The 17,429-nt window shown below is 47.2% G+C and carries 12 protein-coding genes; all 12 read right to left on the reverse strand.

The window, feature by feature from the left end:
- Positions 1–70: 70 nt before the first annotated feature.
- The 12 genes from Q4Q49_RS08160 to Q4Q49_RS08215 all read right to left on the reverse strand — a co-directional run bounded on the left by Q4Q49_RS08160 (position 71) and on the right by Q4Q49_RS08215 (position 17,316).
- A complete protein-coding gene (locus tag Q4Q49_RS08160; RefSeq protein WP_311999092.1) occupies positions 71–901 on the reverse strand; it encodes a carbon-nitrogen hydrolase family protein in 831 nt (276 codons plus the stop codon).
- A complete protein-coding gene (locus Q4Q49_RS08165; protein WP_311999093.1) occupies positions 825–5,081 on the reverse strand; it encodes a YhdP family protein in 4,257 nt (1,418 codons plus the stop codon). Before Q4Q49_RS08165 ends, Q4Q49_RS08160 begins: the two co-directional genes overlap by 77 nt.
- Entirely contained in the window at positions 5,081–6,547 is a 1,467-nt protein-coding gene (gene rng / locus Q4Q49_RS08170; protein ID WP_220592998.1) for a ribonuclease G, read from the reverse strand. Before rng ends, Q4Q49_RS08165 begins: the two co-directional genes overlap by 1 nt.
- Positions 6,548–6,789: 242 nt before the next feature.
- Positions 6,790–7,392 carry a Maf family protein gene (locus Q4Q49_RS08175; RefSeq protein ID WP_311999094.1) on the reverse strand — a complete coding sequence of 201 codons (603 nt, stop codon included), beginning with the start codon at positions 7,390–7,392 and terminating at the stop codon, positions 6,790–6,792.
- Positions 7,393–7,394: 2 nt separating this feature from the next.
- Positions 7,395–7,883, reverse strand: coding sequence for a rod shape-determining protein MreD (mreD, locus tag Q4Q49_RS08180; protein ID WP_226059500.1), 489 nt, complete (start codon positions 7,881–7,883; stop codon positions 7,395–7,397).
- The gene (mreC, locus tag Q4Q49_RS08185) at positions 7,880–8,890 is read right to left on the reverse strand and encodes a rod shape-determining protein MreC (protein WP_242326472.1); all 1,011 of its coding nucleotides are present in this window, start codon (positions 8,888–8,890) and stop codon (positions 7,880–7,882) included. Before mreC ends, mreD begins: the two co-directional genes overlap by 4 nt.
- A 44-nt stretch (positions 8,891–8,934) precedes the next feature.
- Complete coding sequence (locus Q4Q49_RS08190) at positions 8,935–9,984, reverse strand: rod shape-determining protein (RefSeq protein WP_105251284.1); 1,050 nt, start codon at positions 9,982–9,984, stop codon at positions 8,935–8,937.
- Between the two features lie 340 nt (positions 9,985–10,324).
- Positions 10,325–14,956, reverse strand: a complete 4,632-nt coding sequence (locus Q4Q49_RS08195; RefSeq protein WP_311999095.1) for a DUF6701 domain-containing protein — start codon at positions 14,954–14,956, stop codon at positions 10,325–10,327.
- A complete protein-coding gene (locus Q4Q49_RS08200; protein WP_311999096.1) occupies positions 14,946–15,425 on the reverse strand; it encodes an MSHA biogenesis protein MshP in 480 nt (159 codons plus the stop codon). The genes Q4Q49_RS08195 and Q4Q49_RS08200 overlap by 11 nt, the downstream gene beginning before the upstream one ends.
- Complete coding sequence (locus Q4Q49_RS08205; RefSeq protein ID WP_311999097.1) at positions 15,415–16,275, reverse strand: type II secretion system protein; 861 nt, start codon at positions 16,273–16,275, stop codon at positions 15,415–15,417. The genes Q4Q49_RS08200 and Q4Q49_RS08205 overlap by 11 nt, the downstream gene beginning before the upstream one ends.
- Positions 16,275–16,829 (reverse strand): type II secretion system protein, encoded by a 555-nt coding sequence (locus Q4Q49_RS08210; protein ID WP_311999098.1) that lies wholly within the window; start codon positions 16,827–16,829, stop codon positions 16,275–16,277. Before Q4Q49_RS08210 ends, Q4Q49_RS08205 begins: the two co-directional genes overlap by 1 nt.
- On the reverse strand, positions 16,819–17,316 hold the full coding sequence (locus tag Q4Q49_RS08215; RefSeq protein ID WP_311999099.1) for a type II secretion system protein: 498 nt from the start codon (positions 17,314–17,316) through the stop codon (positions 16,819–16,821). Before Q4Q49_RS08215 ends, Q4Q49_RS08210 begins: the two co-directional genes overlap by 11 nt.
- Positions 17,317–17,429: the final 113 nt, after the last annotated feature.

Below are 17,429 nucleotides of genomic sequence, written 5' to 3' on the forward strand. Positions count from 1 at the left end.
AAATTCGCTGTACTAATTCTGTACGTAAATCGCTGTCTAATTCGGTATTGCCGCTCGCCAGTGCGGGCGGTTATTTCAAGCTTGGCTCAAGGAAACGATTATGCTGCATCACGGGCATTTTACGGCGAATACTGTGCATTTCGGTTAAATCGACCTCAGCCTGCACCCAACCCGTACCCGTTTTACGTTCAGCCAAAATATTGCCCCAAGGACCGACTATTATGCTCTGCCCCCAAGTTTCACGACTGCCTTCGTTATGCTGTCCCCACTGAGCTGCAGCAAGAATAACGCATTGGGTTTCAATGGCTCTTGCCTGTAACAATACTTGCCAATGGGCTTCACCGGTCACTTTGGTAAAGGCCGATGGCAAGGTAATGATCTCGGCCCCCGCAAGACGCATCGCCCTAAATAAGTCGGGAAAGCGTAAATCATAACAGATGGCTAGGCCAATTTTGCCAAAAGGTGTATCGATAACGCTAATGTGATCACCGGGGCAGAAGGTTTCGCTCTCGCGATATTGCTTTGTACCATCGGCAACATCCACATCAAAGAGATGCAGCTTATCGTAATGCCCTAAAGTATCACCTTTATCATCAAACAGATAACTGCGGCTATAGACGCGGCCATCCTCAGCCAGCGCCGGAATAGTACCTGCCACCATAAATACCTGATATTTGGCGGCCAGTGCACTTAACGCCGATTTGAGCGGGCTCTGATGAGCATCACCCGCATAGGCGAGTTGCTGACTTTCGTGGCCACCAAACAGTAAACTGCATTCGGGCAACACGACTAAATGGGGCGCATCGGCATCCCGTTTGAGTTCGTTAAGCTGCGATTCGATAAACAGCAGATTGGCGCTGACGTCGCGACTGCTCTGACATTGCAACAGGCTGATGTGCATTCTGATCTCCCTGAATTTGCTTAATCGGTTCTACTGCTGGCTGATTCTCTGGTGTGGCAGGCGTGTTCGGCGCTTCAGGCGAAGGCGTTGCTTGAGGTTGCACCAACTTTAAATCGGGCGCTTTCATTTGATCTGTGGCTGGCTTTGGCTCTTCTGACTTTGATTCTTCAGTTCTGGCCTCTTCAGGCTTAACGTCTTTTGGCTCAAGCGCTTCTGATTGTGCTTCTTGAAGCTGTGGCTCAGATTTCGTCTCTACCGGCTGAGTGATATCGGTATTATGACTTGCGGCTTCGGTCGGCGCCGCTGGGCGCTCAACTCCAACAACAGGTAAAATGGCCTCAGGAATTTCAATTTCTTTACTCTTACGCTCCAGCTCTTCAACCACAGGTTCAGCCATAGTGCCGGTCACCCGAAAACGAATTTCTGAAATCACCTCAATCACAGGCTCAAGCACTTTTGTCAGCGCAAATGCGCCCAGACCGAGCGTCCACGCACTGGTACTGAGCAATACCACAGTCGGCACACTCGAGGCTAATTGCGGCACAAAGCGGATGTCGTAATTCAAACTTTCAGTGGTGAGATCCGTATAGCCACGGACCTTCATATTGCCCGCAATCGCATCCATTTCGGTATCAGTGGTTTTCACTACACCGTTATCAATTTGCAGATTGCCATTGAAGGAGTTGAAATACATGCCCTGACCGAAGACATCGGTGAAATCCAGCGACAGTTTGCGTACCAAAGAATCTAAGCTGAACAAGGAAAAAATGCGCGCGCCCTTATCACTCACCTGAGATAAATGCCCTTTGCCTAAGTCGAACTTCACCTTGCCATTTAAGGTTTCGAGGGAGAAAGCATAAGGCGCACCTTGCCAAGACAAATCCGCGTTAACCTTTAATGGCGCTTCATTGACGCCGGGATCTATGCCCAATTGGGCCGAGAGGTAATTAAACTGAGTGGCGTTCAATTCGACACTCAAATCAGTTTTATTCTGCCCTGCCTGTTGTTGCCAAATACCACTGCCCTGCAAGGTCACATTGGGCGTAGTCAACGACAGGGTTTGGATTTTATAGCCTGCCGCTTGTGGGCCCGCCTGCAAGACTAGCTTGCCAAAAGGCTTATCGAAGAAACGAAAATCCTCCACATTCACGGCCACGGGTGGCAGGTTAGTGAGCACTTGATCACTGGCAAAATCGGCATCGGTATCCGACTTAACCTCGGGTGAAAAATAGAATTTGCTCGCCACAACTTTGAGGCCTTGGGTTCGCCAGTTGGGATAGAAATCGACCCAGCCGTCAAATTCGTTGGCAACGGTATTAAAACGCCAGCCCGTTTCATTGGGTTTCGCATTGAGCCTAAGCTCGGTCAGCTGTTGTCCTAAAAGGTCGAGGCGGCCAATATGGGAATCGATACTCGCCACCGCAGGGAATAAACTGTCATGGGCGATATCGTCGACGAGGATGCCGGTTTTAGGTAATTTCTCTTGGCCAACAAAGGCATTAATCACAGGTAACCAGTCGGCTAGTTTCGCCTTACCAAGGTCAATTTGAATATGACCTTTCTCAGTATTTCGGGCTTCATCCTCATCGAATAAACGCCCCAATAACAAATCAAAATAACTGAAATTAGCACCTTTTTCAGCATCAAACCCACCGATAAACTCGGCATGACTCGCCAGTTTGACATCTAAGGTCGCATCATTTTGATCGCCAATAAACTCAGCGACTAAAGGCCGCGGCTCATCTTCGGGTTTGGCAAAATATCCCGGGAATGACAGTTGAGTGCCAACCATATCCGAAGTTACTTTGGCTTGAATTTGATAACCTTTTTCAGTAAACAGCATAGTCATAGCGCCGTCCCAACTGATTTTACCCTGATAGAAATCACTCAAAGGATTATGCAATGCTTCGGGGAGACGATTCAGATCCCAACGACTTTTGAGTGAAAGATTAAGGCTAAAATCTTTGCCTTTAGGCTGAGTATCAAAGGTTAAGTTGAGCGGCTGTTCGAACAAACGCGCTTTAATCCCTTTACCTGTCACCACCTCATTTGCAAAGTCGACGATACCCGTTACGCCATTGAGCTGCAGTCCGGGCTGGGCAATATACACCGGCGTGTTATCAAAACTAATTTGACCACGAATATCTTCTGCGCCTCCGTCATACAGCGGAATACTGATATCCAAATTGCCAGTCACAGCGCCTTGTACTTGCACGACATCTAAGGTTTTACCCACTGACCCCGCCAAAGGTGAAGCTTGTAATACTTTAGTTGCCGCACTGCCTTGGGTGGCAAGTTCAGCTTCAATCCTCAGCAGCGTGTGCTCGCCAATCGCGGGAATAAATACATGGGCACCCGTGGCATCCACGTTCATTAGCTTGCCTTGGTTGAGCCAAAGATCCATACGAGCATTTTCAAACAAAGCATTAAGGGATAAGTCTGTGACCGCAGGCCAATCGGGTTGAAACTGGAATTGGGCATCCGTTAAAGTAAATGCCGCTTGAAACACGCCGCTATTGTCATCGAAAGGGAAACCGTTTAACGGACCACGCCAAACGACCTGTGCATCTTGAGTCTGACCCGATTTAAGCCCTGTATCCAAATATTCAGCCAGCGATTCGCCCATCGCCTTATTGGGGAAATACTTGTCGGCATTGGCGACATTATTGATATGAACATTAGCGGCCAGCGCCATATGCGCCGCAGCACTGAAATCCAATTTAAGCGCAGCATCTAAGCCTATGTCATCGTTCTCAAGCTGCAACTGCGGCACGTTTAAACTCAACTCTGCAGTATTGAACTGACCATCAATTGCCGCACCGTTAAAGACGAGTGGCGCCGAAAATTCATCCCCAAAATCCACGCTATAAACTTGTGCTGGCAAAGAGAAATACAGCGTCTTGTCTTGCCAATGTAAGTTCAGATCTAAAGGATGGGTATTGGGGATACCGTCGACCTTCTGCCAATGTAGCTGTTTCACTTCAGTAGTGGCGAGCAAAGGCTGATCGGCCTTTTGATACAGTCGAATGGGCCCAATGCTGGCTTCAGGCGCTAAAGCATGCCATTGATGTAATACGGTTTTATCGACTCCGGGGAATAGCGGTAACAGGGGTAATAGGTTTTGAGTGTTAACTTGATTCACATAGGCAAAGAATTCGTCATGTTGACGCTTAGCCGCCAGCGTTAACTGCGGCCAATGCTCACCGTTAGTGACAAAGTCGAGCCCTGAGCTCTGTACTTCCCAGCCTGAATCCTTTGGCTGCCAAATGATATCACCCGCTTGGATTTCAAATCGTTGTGGCGCTTCCTTTAAGGTCCATTGCAACCAACTCGGCTCAAAATGCACCATGGCAGAGCTGATGCTGCGATCGGCAAACGTAAGCCAAGCCTTAAGATTAACGACCCCTTCTAAGGGTAATTTTTTGCTCGCATCATAGGGGTTAGGCTGACGCGACGCCCACTCACCTAAGTCTAATGAGTTCGCCGCCAGATAAATCTGTCCCGTTAAGCTGTCGGGATTAGCGCCATCGCCATTGAGATCTAACTGTAATCCCAGAGATTCATGCTCAGAGGCATTATCATCGAGATACAGTTCCCCTGCACCGCGGTGACGCTCACCGTTATTGCGCCAGTTTAGCTGGCGAATATGGATCGGGCGAAACTCTTGGCGCAAACTCAGCAACTGCACTGTGGCATGGGTTAACGAAAATCTGTCGAGTTGCTTGAGCAATAGGGCATAGAGCCAATCAACTTGCGGCGCTTTATTGGTTGCGTCGGGATTATTTTCGGTCAGCTTGTCCATGTTTAACGCGATATGGACACCATCAAAATTGACATCTTCGATACGCGGCGTGAAAGTCAGCAGCGATTGCCAAAAATCTAACTTTACTTGCACATTCTTGATAATCAAAGTGACGGGCAGTTGTTCCTGCGGCGGGATCACTAAATTATCTATGTTAATTGCCGGACCAAACGCTTGCCAGTGGGCGGATAATTCCCCCACTTGCACATCAACCTTATATTCGTTTTTTACGTAATCAACCAGTTGCTGGCGCACCCCATCAACCTGCGGCAATAAGCCACGGATCAAACTCACTGCAAGCGCAAATAGCACTAAGATTAGCGCGATAAATTGCCAACAAAAACGACTTAGTTTTTTTGCAGTAAAAGGTGCTGCCACTACATCATCACCACATCGTATTTGTTCTGTGAGTACATAGGCTCATTTTGCAAACGGATACGCTTACCGATATAAACCTCAAGCTCAGCAATCAGATGATTTTCATCGGTATGTAAGCTTTGATACACGGCAGGCGAACAGTACAACAGGAATTCATCGGCATCATAGGCGCGGTTTAAGCGGATGATTTCGCGAAATACCTCATAAGAAACCGTCTCCACCGTCTTCATGCTGCCCGTGCCATGGCAGGCGGGACATTCGCCGCAAACCACGTGCTCTAGACTTTCGCGGGTTCGCTTGCGGGTCATTTCAACTAAACCTAAGCCAGAGAAACCGCTCACATTGGTTTTCACTCTGTCTTTAGATAAGGCACTGGTTAAGCTGCTGAGCACCCGAGCCTTATGATCCGCCGTCATCATGTCGATAAAATCGATAATAATGATGCCGCCGAGATTACGCAGACGTAACTGCCTCGCTATGGCTTGGGTCGCTTCGAGATTGGTATTAAAAATGGTTTCTTCAAGATTTCTGTGTCCGACAAAGGCGCCGGTATTGATATCCACAGTCGTCATAGCTTCGGTCTGATCGATAATCAAATAGCCGCCAGACTTGAGCTCAACCTTACGACCAAGCGCACGTTGAATTTCGTTCTCCACATCGTAGAGATCGAAAATTGGCGCAGGCCCTGAATAATGCTCAATCTTATCGGCAATTTCAGGCATAAACTCTTGGGCAAAGGACTGCAACTCGGCAAAGGTACGGCGAGAATCGACCTGAATACGGTCAAGCTCAGTGCCAACAAAGTCACGTACAATCCGCACAGGTAAGGCTAAATCTTGATATAAGAGCGACACACCGCTGCGCTTACGTCGTTCGCTCACCTTTGACCAAACTCGCCTTAAAAACGCCGCATCTTGGGATAATTCGTCTTCACCCACACCTTCGGCGGCGGTGCGGATAATAAAACCACCGTCATCATCGACATAGGGCAGAGTGATTTGTTTAAGGCGACTGCGTTCTTCTTCAAGCTCGATACGCTGGGAAACGCCAACGTGGCTAGAGCCAGGCATAAAGACTAAATAGCGGGAAGGCAGCGTGATATCGGTTGTCAGGCGCGCGCCCTTAGTGCCCAGCGGATCTTTAACCACTTGCACCATAATATCTTGTCCTTGGCGGACTAATTCGGCGATATCGCGGACAACGAAATGCCCTTTCTCAACATCGGCGACGCATTCAGTGTGCGGCACTATGTCGGAAGCATGTAGAAACGCGGCTTTATCTAAGCCAATATCGACAAAAGCGGCTTGCATACCGGGCAACACACGGCTGATTTTACCTTTGTAAATATTGCCGACTAAACCCCGTTTCATCCGGCGTTCAATGTGTACTTCTTGCAGCACGCCATGCTCAACTAAGGCAACCCGCGCCTCAGAGGGGGTTACGTTGATCAGTAATTCTGAACCCATCTTGCGCTGTATTTTATTTGGATTTAAGCGACTGGTATTCACGACTCACCCCATTCGGGAAACTAGATTAATTAATCGAAGCTACAAACTAGAAGTTACCAACTATCTAAGCATGAAAACCTAATAAAGGTTCAAGGTTCAAGGCTAAAGGTAACGTCATGGAGATACTCGATTAAGAGCCTAAAACCTCCATAAGGTTCATTCTAACCTCAAGCCCAAGTCGCAATACCAGCCACAAGCCGTTAAATCAGCCCAACCTCGGCTAACAACTCACGGGTTTCAACCAAAGGTAAACCCACAACGCCAGAATAACTGCCTTCAATCGCAGCCACAAAGCAACCACCAAGCCCTTGGATACCGTAACTACCGGCTTTATCCATTGGCTCTTTTGAAGCGACATAAGCATCAATATCGGCGGCCGATAAGGCGCAAAAACGTACTTGTGTTTCGACCAAACGCACTGAGGTTTTGAAGCTTAAATCGGCATCCGCTTGGTAAGTCAGCGCCACAGCGGTCATTACTGTATGCGTTCGGCCAGATAATTCACTGAGCGTACGCTTAGCATCGGCCACATCCAGCGGTTTGCCTAATATTTGGTTTTCAAGCACAACGATAGTATCAGAACCTAATACAGCAGGCTGTGACATATCTGCGCATAATGCCAGTCCAGCATGGGCTTTTTCTGCGGCTAAACGTCGCACATAATCCCTTGGCGCTTCACCTTGCTGCACGGTTTCATCGATATCCGGCGCCACTTGCGTGAAACAAAACTCAGGACGACCGAGCCCAAGGTGGGCCAATAATTCTTTACGACGTGGTGAAGTCGAAGCTAAAACTAAATCCACAGTTAGCGAACCTTATAATGACGTCGAACCCGACGTAGAATCCAAAATATCCAAGGCCAGATCACGAGTCCCGAAATCGCAGGTAAGAATAGATCGGTATCGAACACCGCCTCTTGCATGACAAACTCGACCCAGTAAATCACTAAGTGATACATACAAATGAGCAGCATGATCACCAACGACTGTTGCCATTTAGGAAAATTTCGCAATCGCTGGCAATGCAAGATGGCGACATAAATCACCAAAGACATAGCTAAAGAGCGCACGCCTAAGGTAGCGCCCAATAAAATATCTAACACTAGGCCTAACACCCAAGCGGTTAAGATGTTGTATCTATGGGGTAATGCGATTGACCAGTAGAGCACAATCATCAACAACCAGTCGGGACGCCAAGCATCAACCGCACTCGGTAAAGGCATGATCTGGCTAATCACGCCGATAAATAATGTCACCCAAACAATAAAGCGCCCATTGGCAGCTTGAAAGCTCATCGATGCACCTCAGTCGCTGAAGGAGTGGTTTCCGTTGCCGGTTTGGCCACAGTGGCTGCGGGTGTCGTCACAGGCTTAGTCGTCTCTGCAGATGTGCCTTCAGCAGGGCTTGCGCTGCCGATTTTTGATGCCTCTTCGCTAAGCGATTGATCCGCAGCAGGAGCTGTGGGCTGATTTGGCAAGGTCACACCTGAATCGGGAGACGGCCAAATCAACAACACATAACGAATACGATCTAACGCTGCGAGTGGTTGAGCAGTAACTCGAGCATAGCTTTGGCCGTCTTCAGTTAAGACTTCCAAAACCCGTGCGACGGGATAACCTTCGGGGAAGCGATTGCCTAAGCCTGAAGTCACCAATAAATCGCCGACACGAATGTCGGTACTCTTGGCCACATGGCGCAGTTCTATCTCATCAAGCTCACCCGTACCATTGGCGACCAGGCGCACATCATTACGGGTAATACGCACAGGTAAACCGTGTGATACGTCGGAGAGCAATAGCACCCTACTGGTCATTTCACTGACCTGCACCACTTGGCCGACAACACCTTGCGCATCCACCACTGGCTGGCCGACAAATACACCGCTACGAGAACCGTGATTCAACACCACGTAGTGATGGAAAGGATCGCTGGCGACCTCTAGCACTTCGGCCACCATCTTGCGCGAATCCAGATAGGCGGGTGAGCCTAACAATGCCCGCAAACGCTCATTTTCTTGGCGTAAATGTTCGAAACGCTGTAAGCGTTCACTCATTAGCAGTTGTTGTCTGAGCAGTTCTTTATTCTGCAGTGCCAACATATTACGGGTAGCAAAACTTTCAGATGACCAGTCGAGCGCTGCGCCTGGCATACTGGCTAAATACTGTAATGGACTAAAGACAGAGGAGAGGTTTTGCCGAACAGGATCGAGGCGATGATTAGCCACGAGCAAAGCCACCGACAAAATAATTGCCAGTGTCAGACGGAATTGGTTTGAAATACCACGAACAAAAATTGGCTTCATAGGAAAGCTAAGGCGGTGATTAACCGCCCTATACCGAAGTTAAATTAGGTTTCTTCGGAGAACAGATCGCCGCCGTGCATATCAATCATTTCGAGGGCTTTACCACCGCCGCGTGCTACGCAGGTCAATGGATCGTCCGCCACCATGACCGGAATTCCGGTTTCTTGCATTAATAAACGGTCTAAATCACGCAATAACGCACCACCGCCGGTTAACACCATACCGCGCTCAGAAATATCTGAAGCTAATTCTGGTGGAGATTGCTCTAACGCCACCATCACAGCACTTACGATACCTGATAATGGCTCTTGTAAGGCTTCTAAAATTTCGTTGCTATTCAGTGTAAAGCTACGAGGTACACCTTCCGCCAAGTTACGGCCGCGGACTTCAATTTCTAGCACTTCATCGCCAGGATAAGCGGTACCGATAGTGTGCTTGATACGCTCAGCCGTGGCTTCACCAATCAAACTACCGTAGTTACGGCGAACATAGTTGATAATGGCATCATCAAACTTATCACCACCTATACGCACAGAAGACGAATACACTACGCCATTTAGCGAGATAATCGCGACCTCAGTCGTACCGCCACCGATGTCCACCACCATAGAACCTGTCGCTTCAGATACAGGTAAACCCGCACCAATAGCTGCAGCCATAGGTTCTTCAATTAAATACACTTCGCGAGCACCAGCACCCATGGCTGATTCACGGATCGCACGGCGTTCAACTTGAGTAGCACCTACCGGCACACACACTAGAACCCGTGGACTTGGACGAAAAAAACTATTGTTGTGCACTTGTTTGATAAAGTGCTGCAGCATTTTCTCAGTCACATAAAAGTCTGCAATTACACCGTCCTTCATTGGGCGGATAGCTTGGATATTGCCAGGCGTTCTACCTAGCATTTGTTTAGCTTCTGTGCCGACCGCGGCAACAGATTTCTGACCGGAGCCACTACGCTCACCACGTATAGCAACAACAGAAGGCTCATTGAGGACTATGCCTTCGCCACGAACATAAATTAATGTGTTAGCTGTACCCAAATCGATCGATAGATCATTAGAAAAAATGCCGCGTAGCTTCTTAAACATGTAACTAGCCTGTATTCTGTGGAGTCAGAAGAAAAGAAAAATCAGCTAACTTTATCAATGCCACCCTGATTCCACAAGACCGTTGAGGTTAACAATCGCTAATGGAGTGATTTTTTTTCAAATCGTCCTCTAAAAAACAGTATTTAAGCGGAAAATACTGTTTACTGACGAAAATATCGACAACTTAAAACGAAGAAACATACAAATAAGCAACAAATGTCAAACTCAGAAATTGCATTTAAAATCTGTCACTAGGGTTTTCATCAACCTTCAATAAATGAAACTGATGCGCATTTCATACGAAAGGCTCAGTTTGATTCAATAGCTGAAATCACTCAGATTAGTTTACCTCACGCCAATAGATGATTTTGTCATGGCCACGATAACGGCCAAAATACGCGCTCGCCCGCGGTTCTGTGAGAACGCTTGGTGATACGCCATTCCAATTCCAGTACCATTCTAGCCATGGCGGCACATCCAAGGGCGCCGTCACTTGACCGCGGTATGGCGCACCACTTGAGGTGACAGCTTGCCAGAGCAACTCAAATTGGCCAGCTTGGAATGTAGCAGTCCCGCCAGAACGTACAACACTTTGCCCCGCCACTAAGTCGGGATCAAAGTTGTAGCCAAGGCCAGCATTGTCCACCTGCGAACCCAAACCATACACAGCCGTTGTGCAGCTATCGTTGGTATTCAATACCCAACTGCTACCATCCCAATATTCGGCTCGAGTCGGCATACGCAGTATTTCTGTCTCAGGACCATAGGTGTTATCCATCACCACACGGCCGTGACGATATTTCTGTTGGTTAGCGGATAATACAACTGCATCACAATTGCTACCGACACTGCAGTCGCCAAGGGTGGAAGCATTCATATTGGGTGTTGCTACTGAACTCACATTACCGTCATTATCAAATACTTTAATCCCCAAGAGCATTTGTTCATAGGGACCATCAACTTCACCACCGACTAAAGCAGGGAGGCGCGAGAAATGAGGTTGATAATCTATGTTAGCCTCACCTATCACCCAAGAACTCGATTGCAAAGGTACAACCACGTCATTTAATCGTGCCTGCATATCATTACCATCATCATTATTTTCCCCCACCAGCAATCCCGATGCCTTAGCAAAACTGCCACGATAATTTTCTGTCACAACGCCAGCGATATTTAGCGCTTTAAGATTAAATGCCACAGCAAAATTTTGATCCATATAACTAAAGCTATTGCTACATGCAGGCATTACGCTCGATGCGTTCACCCCAAAGCGGTCAGGAACAAATCGGCCTATGTTGGTACTCTTTGCCAGTGGTATTGAGTAAAAACTTGATCCCAAGTAACTCGCGGGCGGCGCAGCACTAAAGGTAAATACCCCCACCTCACTGATACTTTGAACGACTGTATTGAGATTATTTGTCGCAGCCACTTGATCGTAACTGGCAATACCTACTCCCCCCTGAACACCAGAGCTTGGCGCCACCAATTGACTCGACAATACAATACTGGATTGAACGTAATTAGGCGTACTTGGGTTATCGCAATAATTACTGTCGTTATCTGCAACCCAGGCTTTAGCAGCAATCTGCAAATTAAAACTCTCACCGGCTTTTTTATACACAGCGCAGCTAACGTCTCCCGCAGAGCACAAAGCACCGCTGTCTTTGGGCGTAACACACAGACCAACTGGAAAACTGACGAAGGGATCGCTACCTATCATCACCAGCCCTTCATCGGGAGTGCCTGCGACACCAGTATATTTGGCGTTTAGCCCAACTTTACCAGCGTCGCTATAATTAACCGCTATTGTTGCTTTACCGCTGGCATCAAAGGATAAATTCAGGGGAGAAGGTGACGAACTCGAACCGCTGATAGGCGTTGAGTTAACGCTAACGGCTGTTGGGGTAAACATAGATGCAGCGACAGGCGAAATATATTGACTCCATAAATCGACCCTTTTTGTTTGACCAGCAAACGTCGGCACGCACTCTAGGTTGTCGTTTGACTTCCTGACCGCAGAAATAGTCGCATTTTGGGCTTTATTGGCCAATTTATCTGGCATATCAATTAAAAAGCCGCTATCTGCAAATGACAGCGTACAAGCCGCGGTTGATAACGCGCCAGCGCCACTGCGGCACAAGGTATTACTACCAGGGACGGTGGCAGGATTTGAACTCGATACTCCGATTGTGACTGGGGTGGTGACATTATGACGTAAGTCAACAGAGGCGATTCCGTTGATGAAACCGACATTACTAACACTACTGCCATTTTGGTACCAACCGCCATTACTAGCAGGATTCAGTGACAATTGCGCACTAACTGGATCAGTAAACAGGGTACAAGGAATATTTCCATCAGCACACGCTCTGATCTGCATAGGCTCTGCCTTACAGGTGAGCGGTGATGATGAGTAATCAAATTCAAAATGATGTACTTGTAAGCCAATCGGTTTGGATTTTATTGCACAAACTTTAAAATTATCGATTTCGTGGTTGTTATTGGCGCCACCAGTAGAACCCGTAAATGACAGATAAAAATCGGCAGGAACAGAATCTTGACCTGATATCGCTCTCGCATTAAATCGAGGGACAAGTACCTGATATCCATTACCATCACGCACATCTCTGTCTAGCGATACCCAAGCTTGACCTGTGATAGTTGAATCAACTTTAATCCGATATTTATGATTGGGTGCTGCGGTTGACGTACTACGAACATCAATTCTAGGATTCAAATTCGCCGCGGTACCAGCCAAATACTGATAATTTGCCGCCACAGAACCGCGTAATGTTACCGATTGAGATCTAAATCCAGGGCCACCGATCTTCCCCTCATTCGGATTGGAAAAATTACCATACTCATCTAAACCGACACCAATCCAACCTCCCGCAAAGCCCGGCGTACCATCATCACGTTGTGCATATCCGAGTGAACCGCCAAAGCTGCCAGGTTGCGGTGTAACAGAAGCGTCCGATAAAATAACCGCAACCCCATCACCTCCCGTTCCAGATGTAGGTGACCAAGCATAATAATCAAACTCTATCGTGACGAGATTGCCTTCAGCAGGAAATAACCGCTGGTAAGTACTTGCAGTGGCCTGATTACCCAATGCTGGCGTGATTCTTAATCGCCCCCCGTTGATAGCCGGCGGAGTAGAAGAACCCAGCACTTTCGTTGCCCAATCGTTACCTAAGCTGCTGCGGGAAAAGTCATCAGTAAAACACTCTTCAACTGGCGCGACTTTCTCCAGCGCAACAAAGCCATAGTCTTCAGCAAGATGACTACGCTCACTATCGCCATAGGTATCTTCGTCGTTCACCATACTGACTTGAGTTGCACTCAAATTACAGCGTCTTAGCCAGCCACCATCGCCACCTCGACGAGAATCTTTCCCCGCGACTAAAGTCGGAGGATTAACAAATCCAGTCAAACTCGTGTTGTAAGCACATTGCTCAGCCAGCGTTTTAGTATTTCCCCCGCCTGTGTGGGTAAGTGCAGTACCGAATTGATAGTGAACATCCTCACCATTCAGTATGACTGTGCCAACACTGGATTTTACCGCTAAATAACCAATCGTTTCTGATTGTAAACTTCGCAGATTACCAGGTTTACATTGAGTTCCAGAACGGACCTCAGAGGTATCTAAATTGAGTTGAATACCACTCGAATTTAACTGTGCCACGCTTGTCAGCCAGCAGGAAGAATTATTGCGCGTCTGCAACTGATTCAATACGACATTCAGAGACGTATTCAGCGGCACATTCGTCCAGGCAGAGTTACTCATGTTCAATGCGTTAACGGTAGAGATTCTACCTGCTTCAAGTTGACTGCCATCGGATAAAACATGTGAACCTGCCGTCACAGCAATCCAATGCACTTCCGGCATACTATTCGAAGCGATATAGCGGTTTGAGGGACTCGTTGGTTCACTTTGCACCCAAGTAAATCCGGTATTAGTCACAGATGATACAAAGGTTGATGCAGGTCCATCGTTGCTAGTATTCGCCGTTGATATTGTCGGCATAAGGAAAATAAGTGGTTTCACGCCAACAGGGAAAGCATTGGCAAACGTCACTGAAGTAGTGGTCGCTTTACCAAACTGTAATTGTAGCGGTGCAACAGGCAAATCTTCATTAATACTGCCACCACTCATGACTAAATAACGACTCGTGACACGACCATTAATAATCGAGTTATTATTTAAACTTAATGTTGCATCGCTATAAACTCGCCCATTGAGTAAAGCATCACTATTTAGCTGAATATCGCTATAACCGATAATAAGTGCAGAAGCCGTATTATTTTCATTAAATTTACCGCCATTTAACTCAAATTTTTGTTTGGTAAAAATGCGGACATTACCTTGCAAAATCACCTTAGCATTTTGGTTCAAGGTAAAACTATCTACCCAATAGTCCCCCTCGGATAAAACGAGCGTCGCCCCGCCCCCAATAGCGATAGTGTTAAATCGATACTCATTTTGAGTTGCCGATAGAGTCAGAGTACAAGCAGAATAAAGCGAAACATTGCTAAACTGATTTTGCCCATTAGCACCAAGTGTTAATTGCTCGCCACTATTACAAGAACCATAACCGCCACCAGCGCCGCTACTCGATAAAAAAGCATTGCTCCCAGTTAATTTTAACCCTCGAATATCACTGCCATCGATAGTACATTTACGCACTCCACCAGAACCGTTATCACAACTGTTATTAGCAAGCCCGCTGCCATCGTTACTCGAACAATAATCTAATGCAGCACCACCAGTACCATTAATAATGCCATTACCGTTTATCATCAGCTGTGGCGATGATATCTGATGGCATACGTTAGAGTTATCGCCATGATGCCCTTGAGCAACCTTGGCAAAAATAACACTCTGGTCAATAGGGTCGAATGCCATCACAGCAGAAGGGAAACTCAAGATAAGTACTGCCAATATGGCACGATGAAAAAGATTAATTCCCACGGGCTTCTACCTCAACTTGTCGGCTGACGCGCGTTTCGCCGCTTTCGCATACCGCTTTACTGCTGATTCGATATTGAGTGACTGTGTCTACCGCATATGCTGTACAAGTCAACGTCACACTACAGGCATGAAAACCAGTTACATCGGGCGGTGTCCAAACATCTGATGCTAAACACGTTCCAACATTGCCATTCAATGGAAACAACTTAGCCAGCGACGCATCGGCGCCACTGTTCGCCGCAGCAAAGGCACGGGTTCCCCATACTTCTTGGGTGAGCCCAACATCACCGTCTTCCACAATATTGATCAGTGCCGATGCCAGCAGAAACATCACGGTAATCACAAACACGCCAATGATTAACGCACTGCCACGCTGCCGCACAGGCAGAGCGTGAGAGGACGATCTTGATAGTGATGATCTGGATGCTGAATTACGCCCTATCGAGCGACGCTGTGAATTAAGGAACATTGATTACCTGCACTTGATGTCGATATTGGAACGTCTCACCATTGACATTAAATCTTGGCTGCAAGTGCACCATGGCATTATTGACTAAACTCGATGGCGTTAAGATCAACGGCAAGTCATTACTATTATCGAGACGATTCGCCACACTTTGCGCCATTAGCACGCCCGTACCCATAGTGGCTGGATTTGGTTGAACGGTATTAAAGTTATAACCAGCATAACGCACTATTTGTAAATCATTACCGCTTGCACCCTTTTCAAAGCAATAGCTCACAGGACTCGAACCAAAATAGATCCTTTGTCGTGGTGATGCTTCGGCAAAACGTGTTGGCGCAGTAAAAGTCAGTGTCACTTGATGCTCAAAAGAGGGATCCGAGATAGCAATCGTTTTAACCTGTGCCCGTTTTTGTCTCGCGCTGCTATACACATCGGCGTCAACCAAAGGATAGATCCAAGCGAATTGATTCACGCGAATCGCACTCGCGGTATTATCTAGAATAACTATCCCAGAACTCGCAGCCGCAGCGGGGATGATTGGCATAGTAAGATAAGTTGTGCTGGCCTCGATCGGTACAAATTCAACACATTGATAGGTCAGCGAATCGCTATTAAGACGCACACTGTTGGGCAAAGCACTACGTAGCTCACGGGTCATTCGCTCAACGGCAAAACGGCTCTGACCGAGTACCTGATCGACTGAACTCGACTCCACAAAAATCCGCGTACCAAAAATAATAAAACTACTCACCCCGACCACAAGAATCCCCAGAATCAAGATAACTGTGACCATCTCGACTAAGGTAAAACCTCGTGTGGATGTTTGCATACGCTGTGCAGTTAAAGAGCCCATTAGTAATTGCTCCTCACCAGATTGTAAGTGATCACTTCATTGTCCGGCGTCGTCACATTAATGGTGACTAGCTTAGTATTGGGCGCAGGCCCATAGGCGACAGTGACACTTAAACGATAGTTAGGATAAGCAGCGGCATAGGTTTGGCTCGAATTGAGCATAGTCGCGGTTTCATTTAAGCCGTTGTAATCGTCCACATCGTTAAAGTCGTTACGACTCTCACCCACCTCAGGACCCAAGGAAATGGAACAATTGCTTCCTAGCGGACTACCACAGGCCGGCGTACCGCCATTGGCATTAATGTTTTGATCGTAACGCTTGCCCCAGATTTCATTCATCACCGAATGGGCAAGCTCAGCACTGCGTACTCTATGTAAGGTGCTGGACGCACGATCTGCTTGGGGAAATAACATGCTGGTTAGCATCACTATCGCAATGCCAATCACCAACATACCAATGACTAATTCGATAAGGGTAAAACCCTGCTGTGGTTTGGCTTTTGGGGATGCTTTTATTGATTTTTTTATTGAAAACAGTAGAGGATTAATTCGCATAAATATAACCCTCGCTGGAGACGTTAATCATCACAGTGTCATTAGCAATCACATTAATGCATGGCCCATTACAAGCCAACGAAGTGCTACCATCGATATCGAAATCGAGGCTGAAGTTGCTGCTGTTAGTACTGTTAGGGCTTACTAGCACTAATTGAGCACCACCTTGAAAAGCTTGGGTATAAAGCGGGTTTGGCGATAATTCAGTACCAGAACAAGCTGCTCCATTTCTGGCAGAGAATTGACTCACTTGATAACCAGTGCCAGAAACAGTTACACGAAAACACCTGTCAGTATTATTGAGCGCTTTTTGCTGTACTTGACGCAGCTCGCTAATGAACTCGTTACGTAGGCTATAAGCGCTGTAGGAAGACTGGGTAAACAGGCGAGGCAGTACAACCACAGCAAGAATTGAAATCAAGATGATGGTCGTCACTAATTCGACTAAGGTAAATCCGGCCTGTTTTGACATAGAGAAGTTAAGCATCGCTCGGGTTAATTGCTGATTTCAAGTGCTAGGTTCAGTTTCTGCCAACGGTATGATTAACGCAAATAAATGTCGGTAAATTATTGGCAGGCTCATTTCTTTAAAATCATGTA

Origin of the sequence: Shewanella sp. SP1S1-7, assembly GCF_031932105.1 — a bacterium.
In the GTDB taxonomy this organism is placed as follows: domain Bacteria; phylum Pseudomonadota; class Gammaproteobacteria; order Enterobacterales; family Shewanellaceae; genus Shewanella; species Shewanella baltica.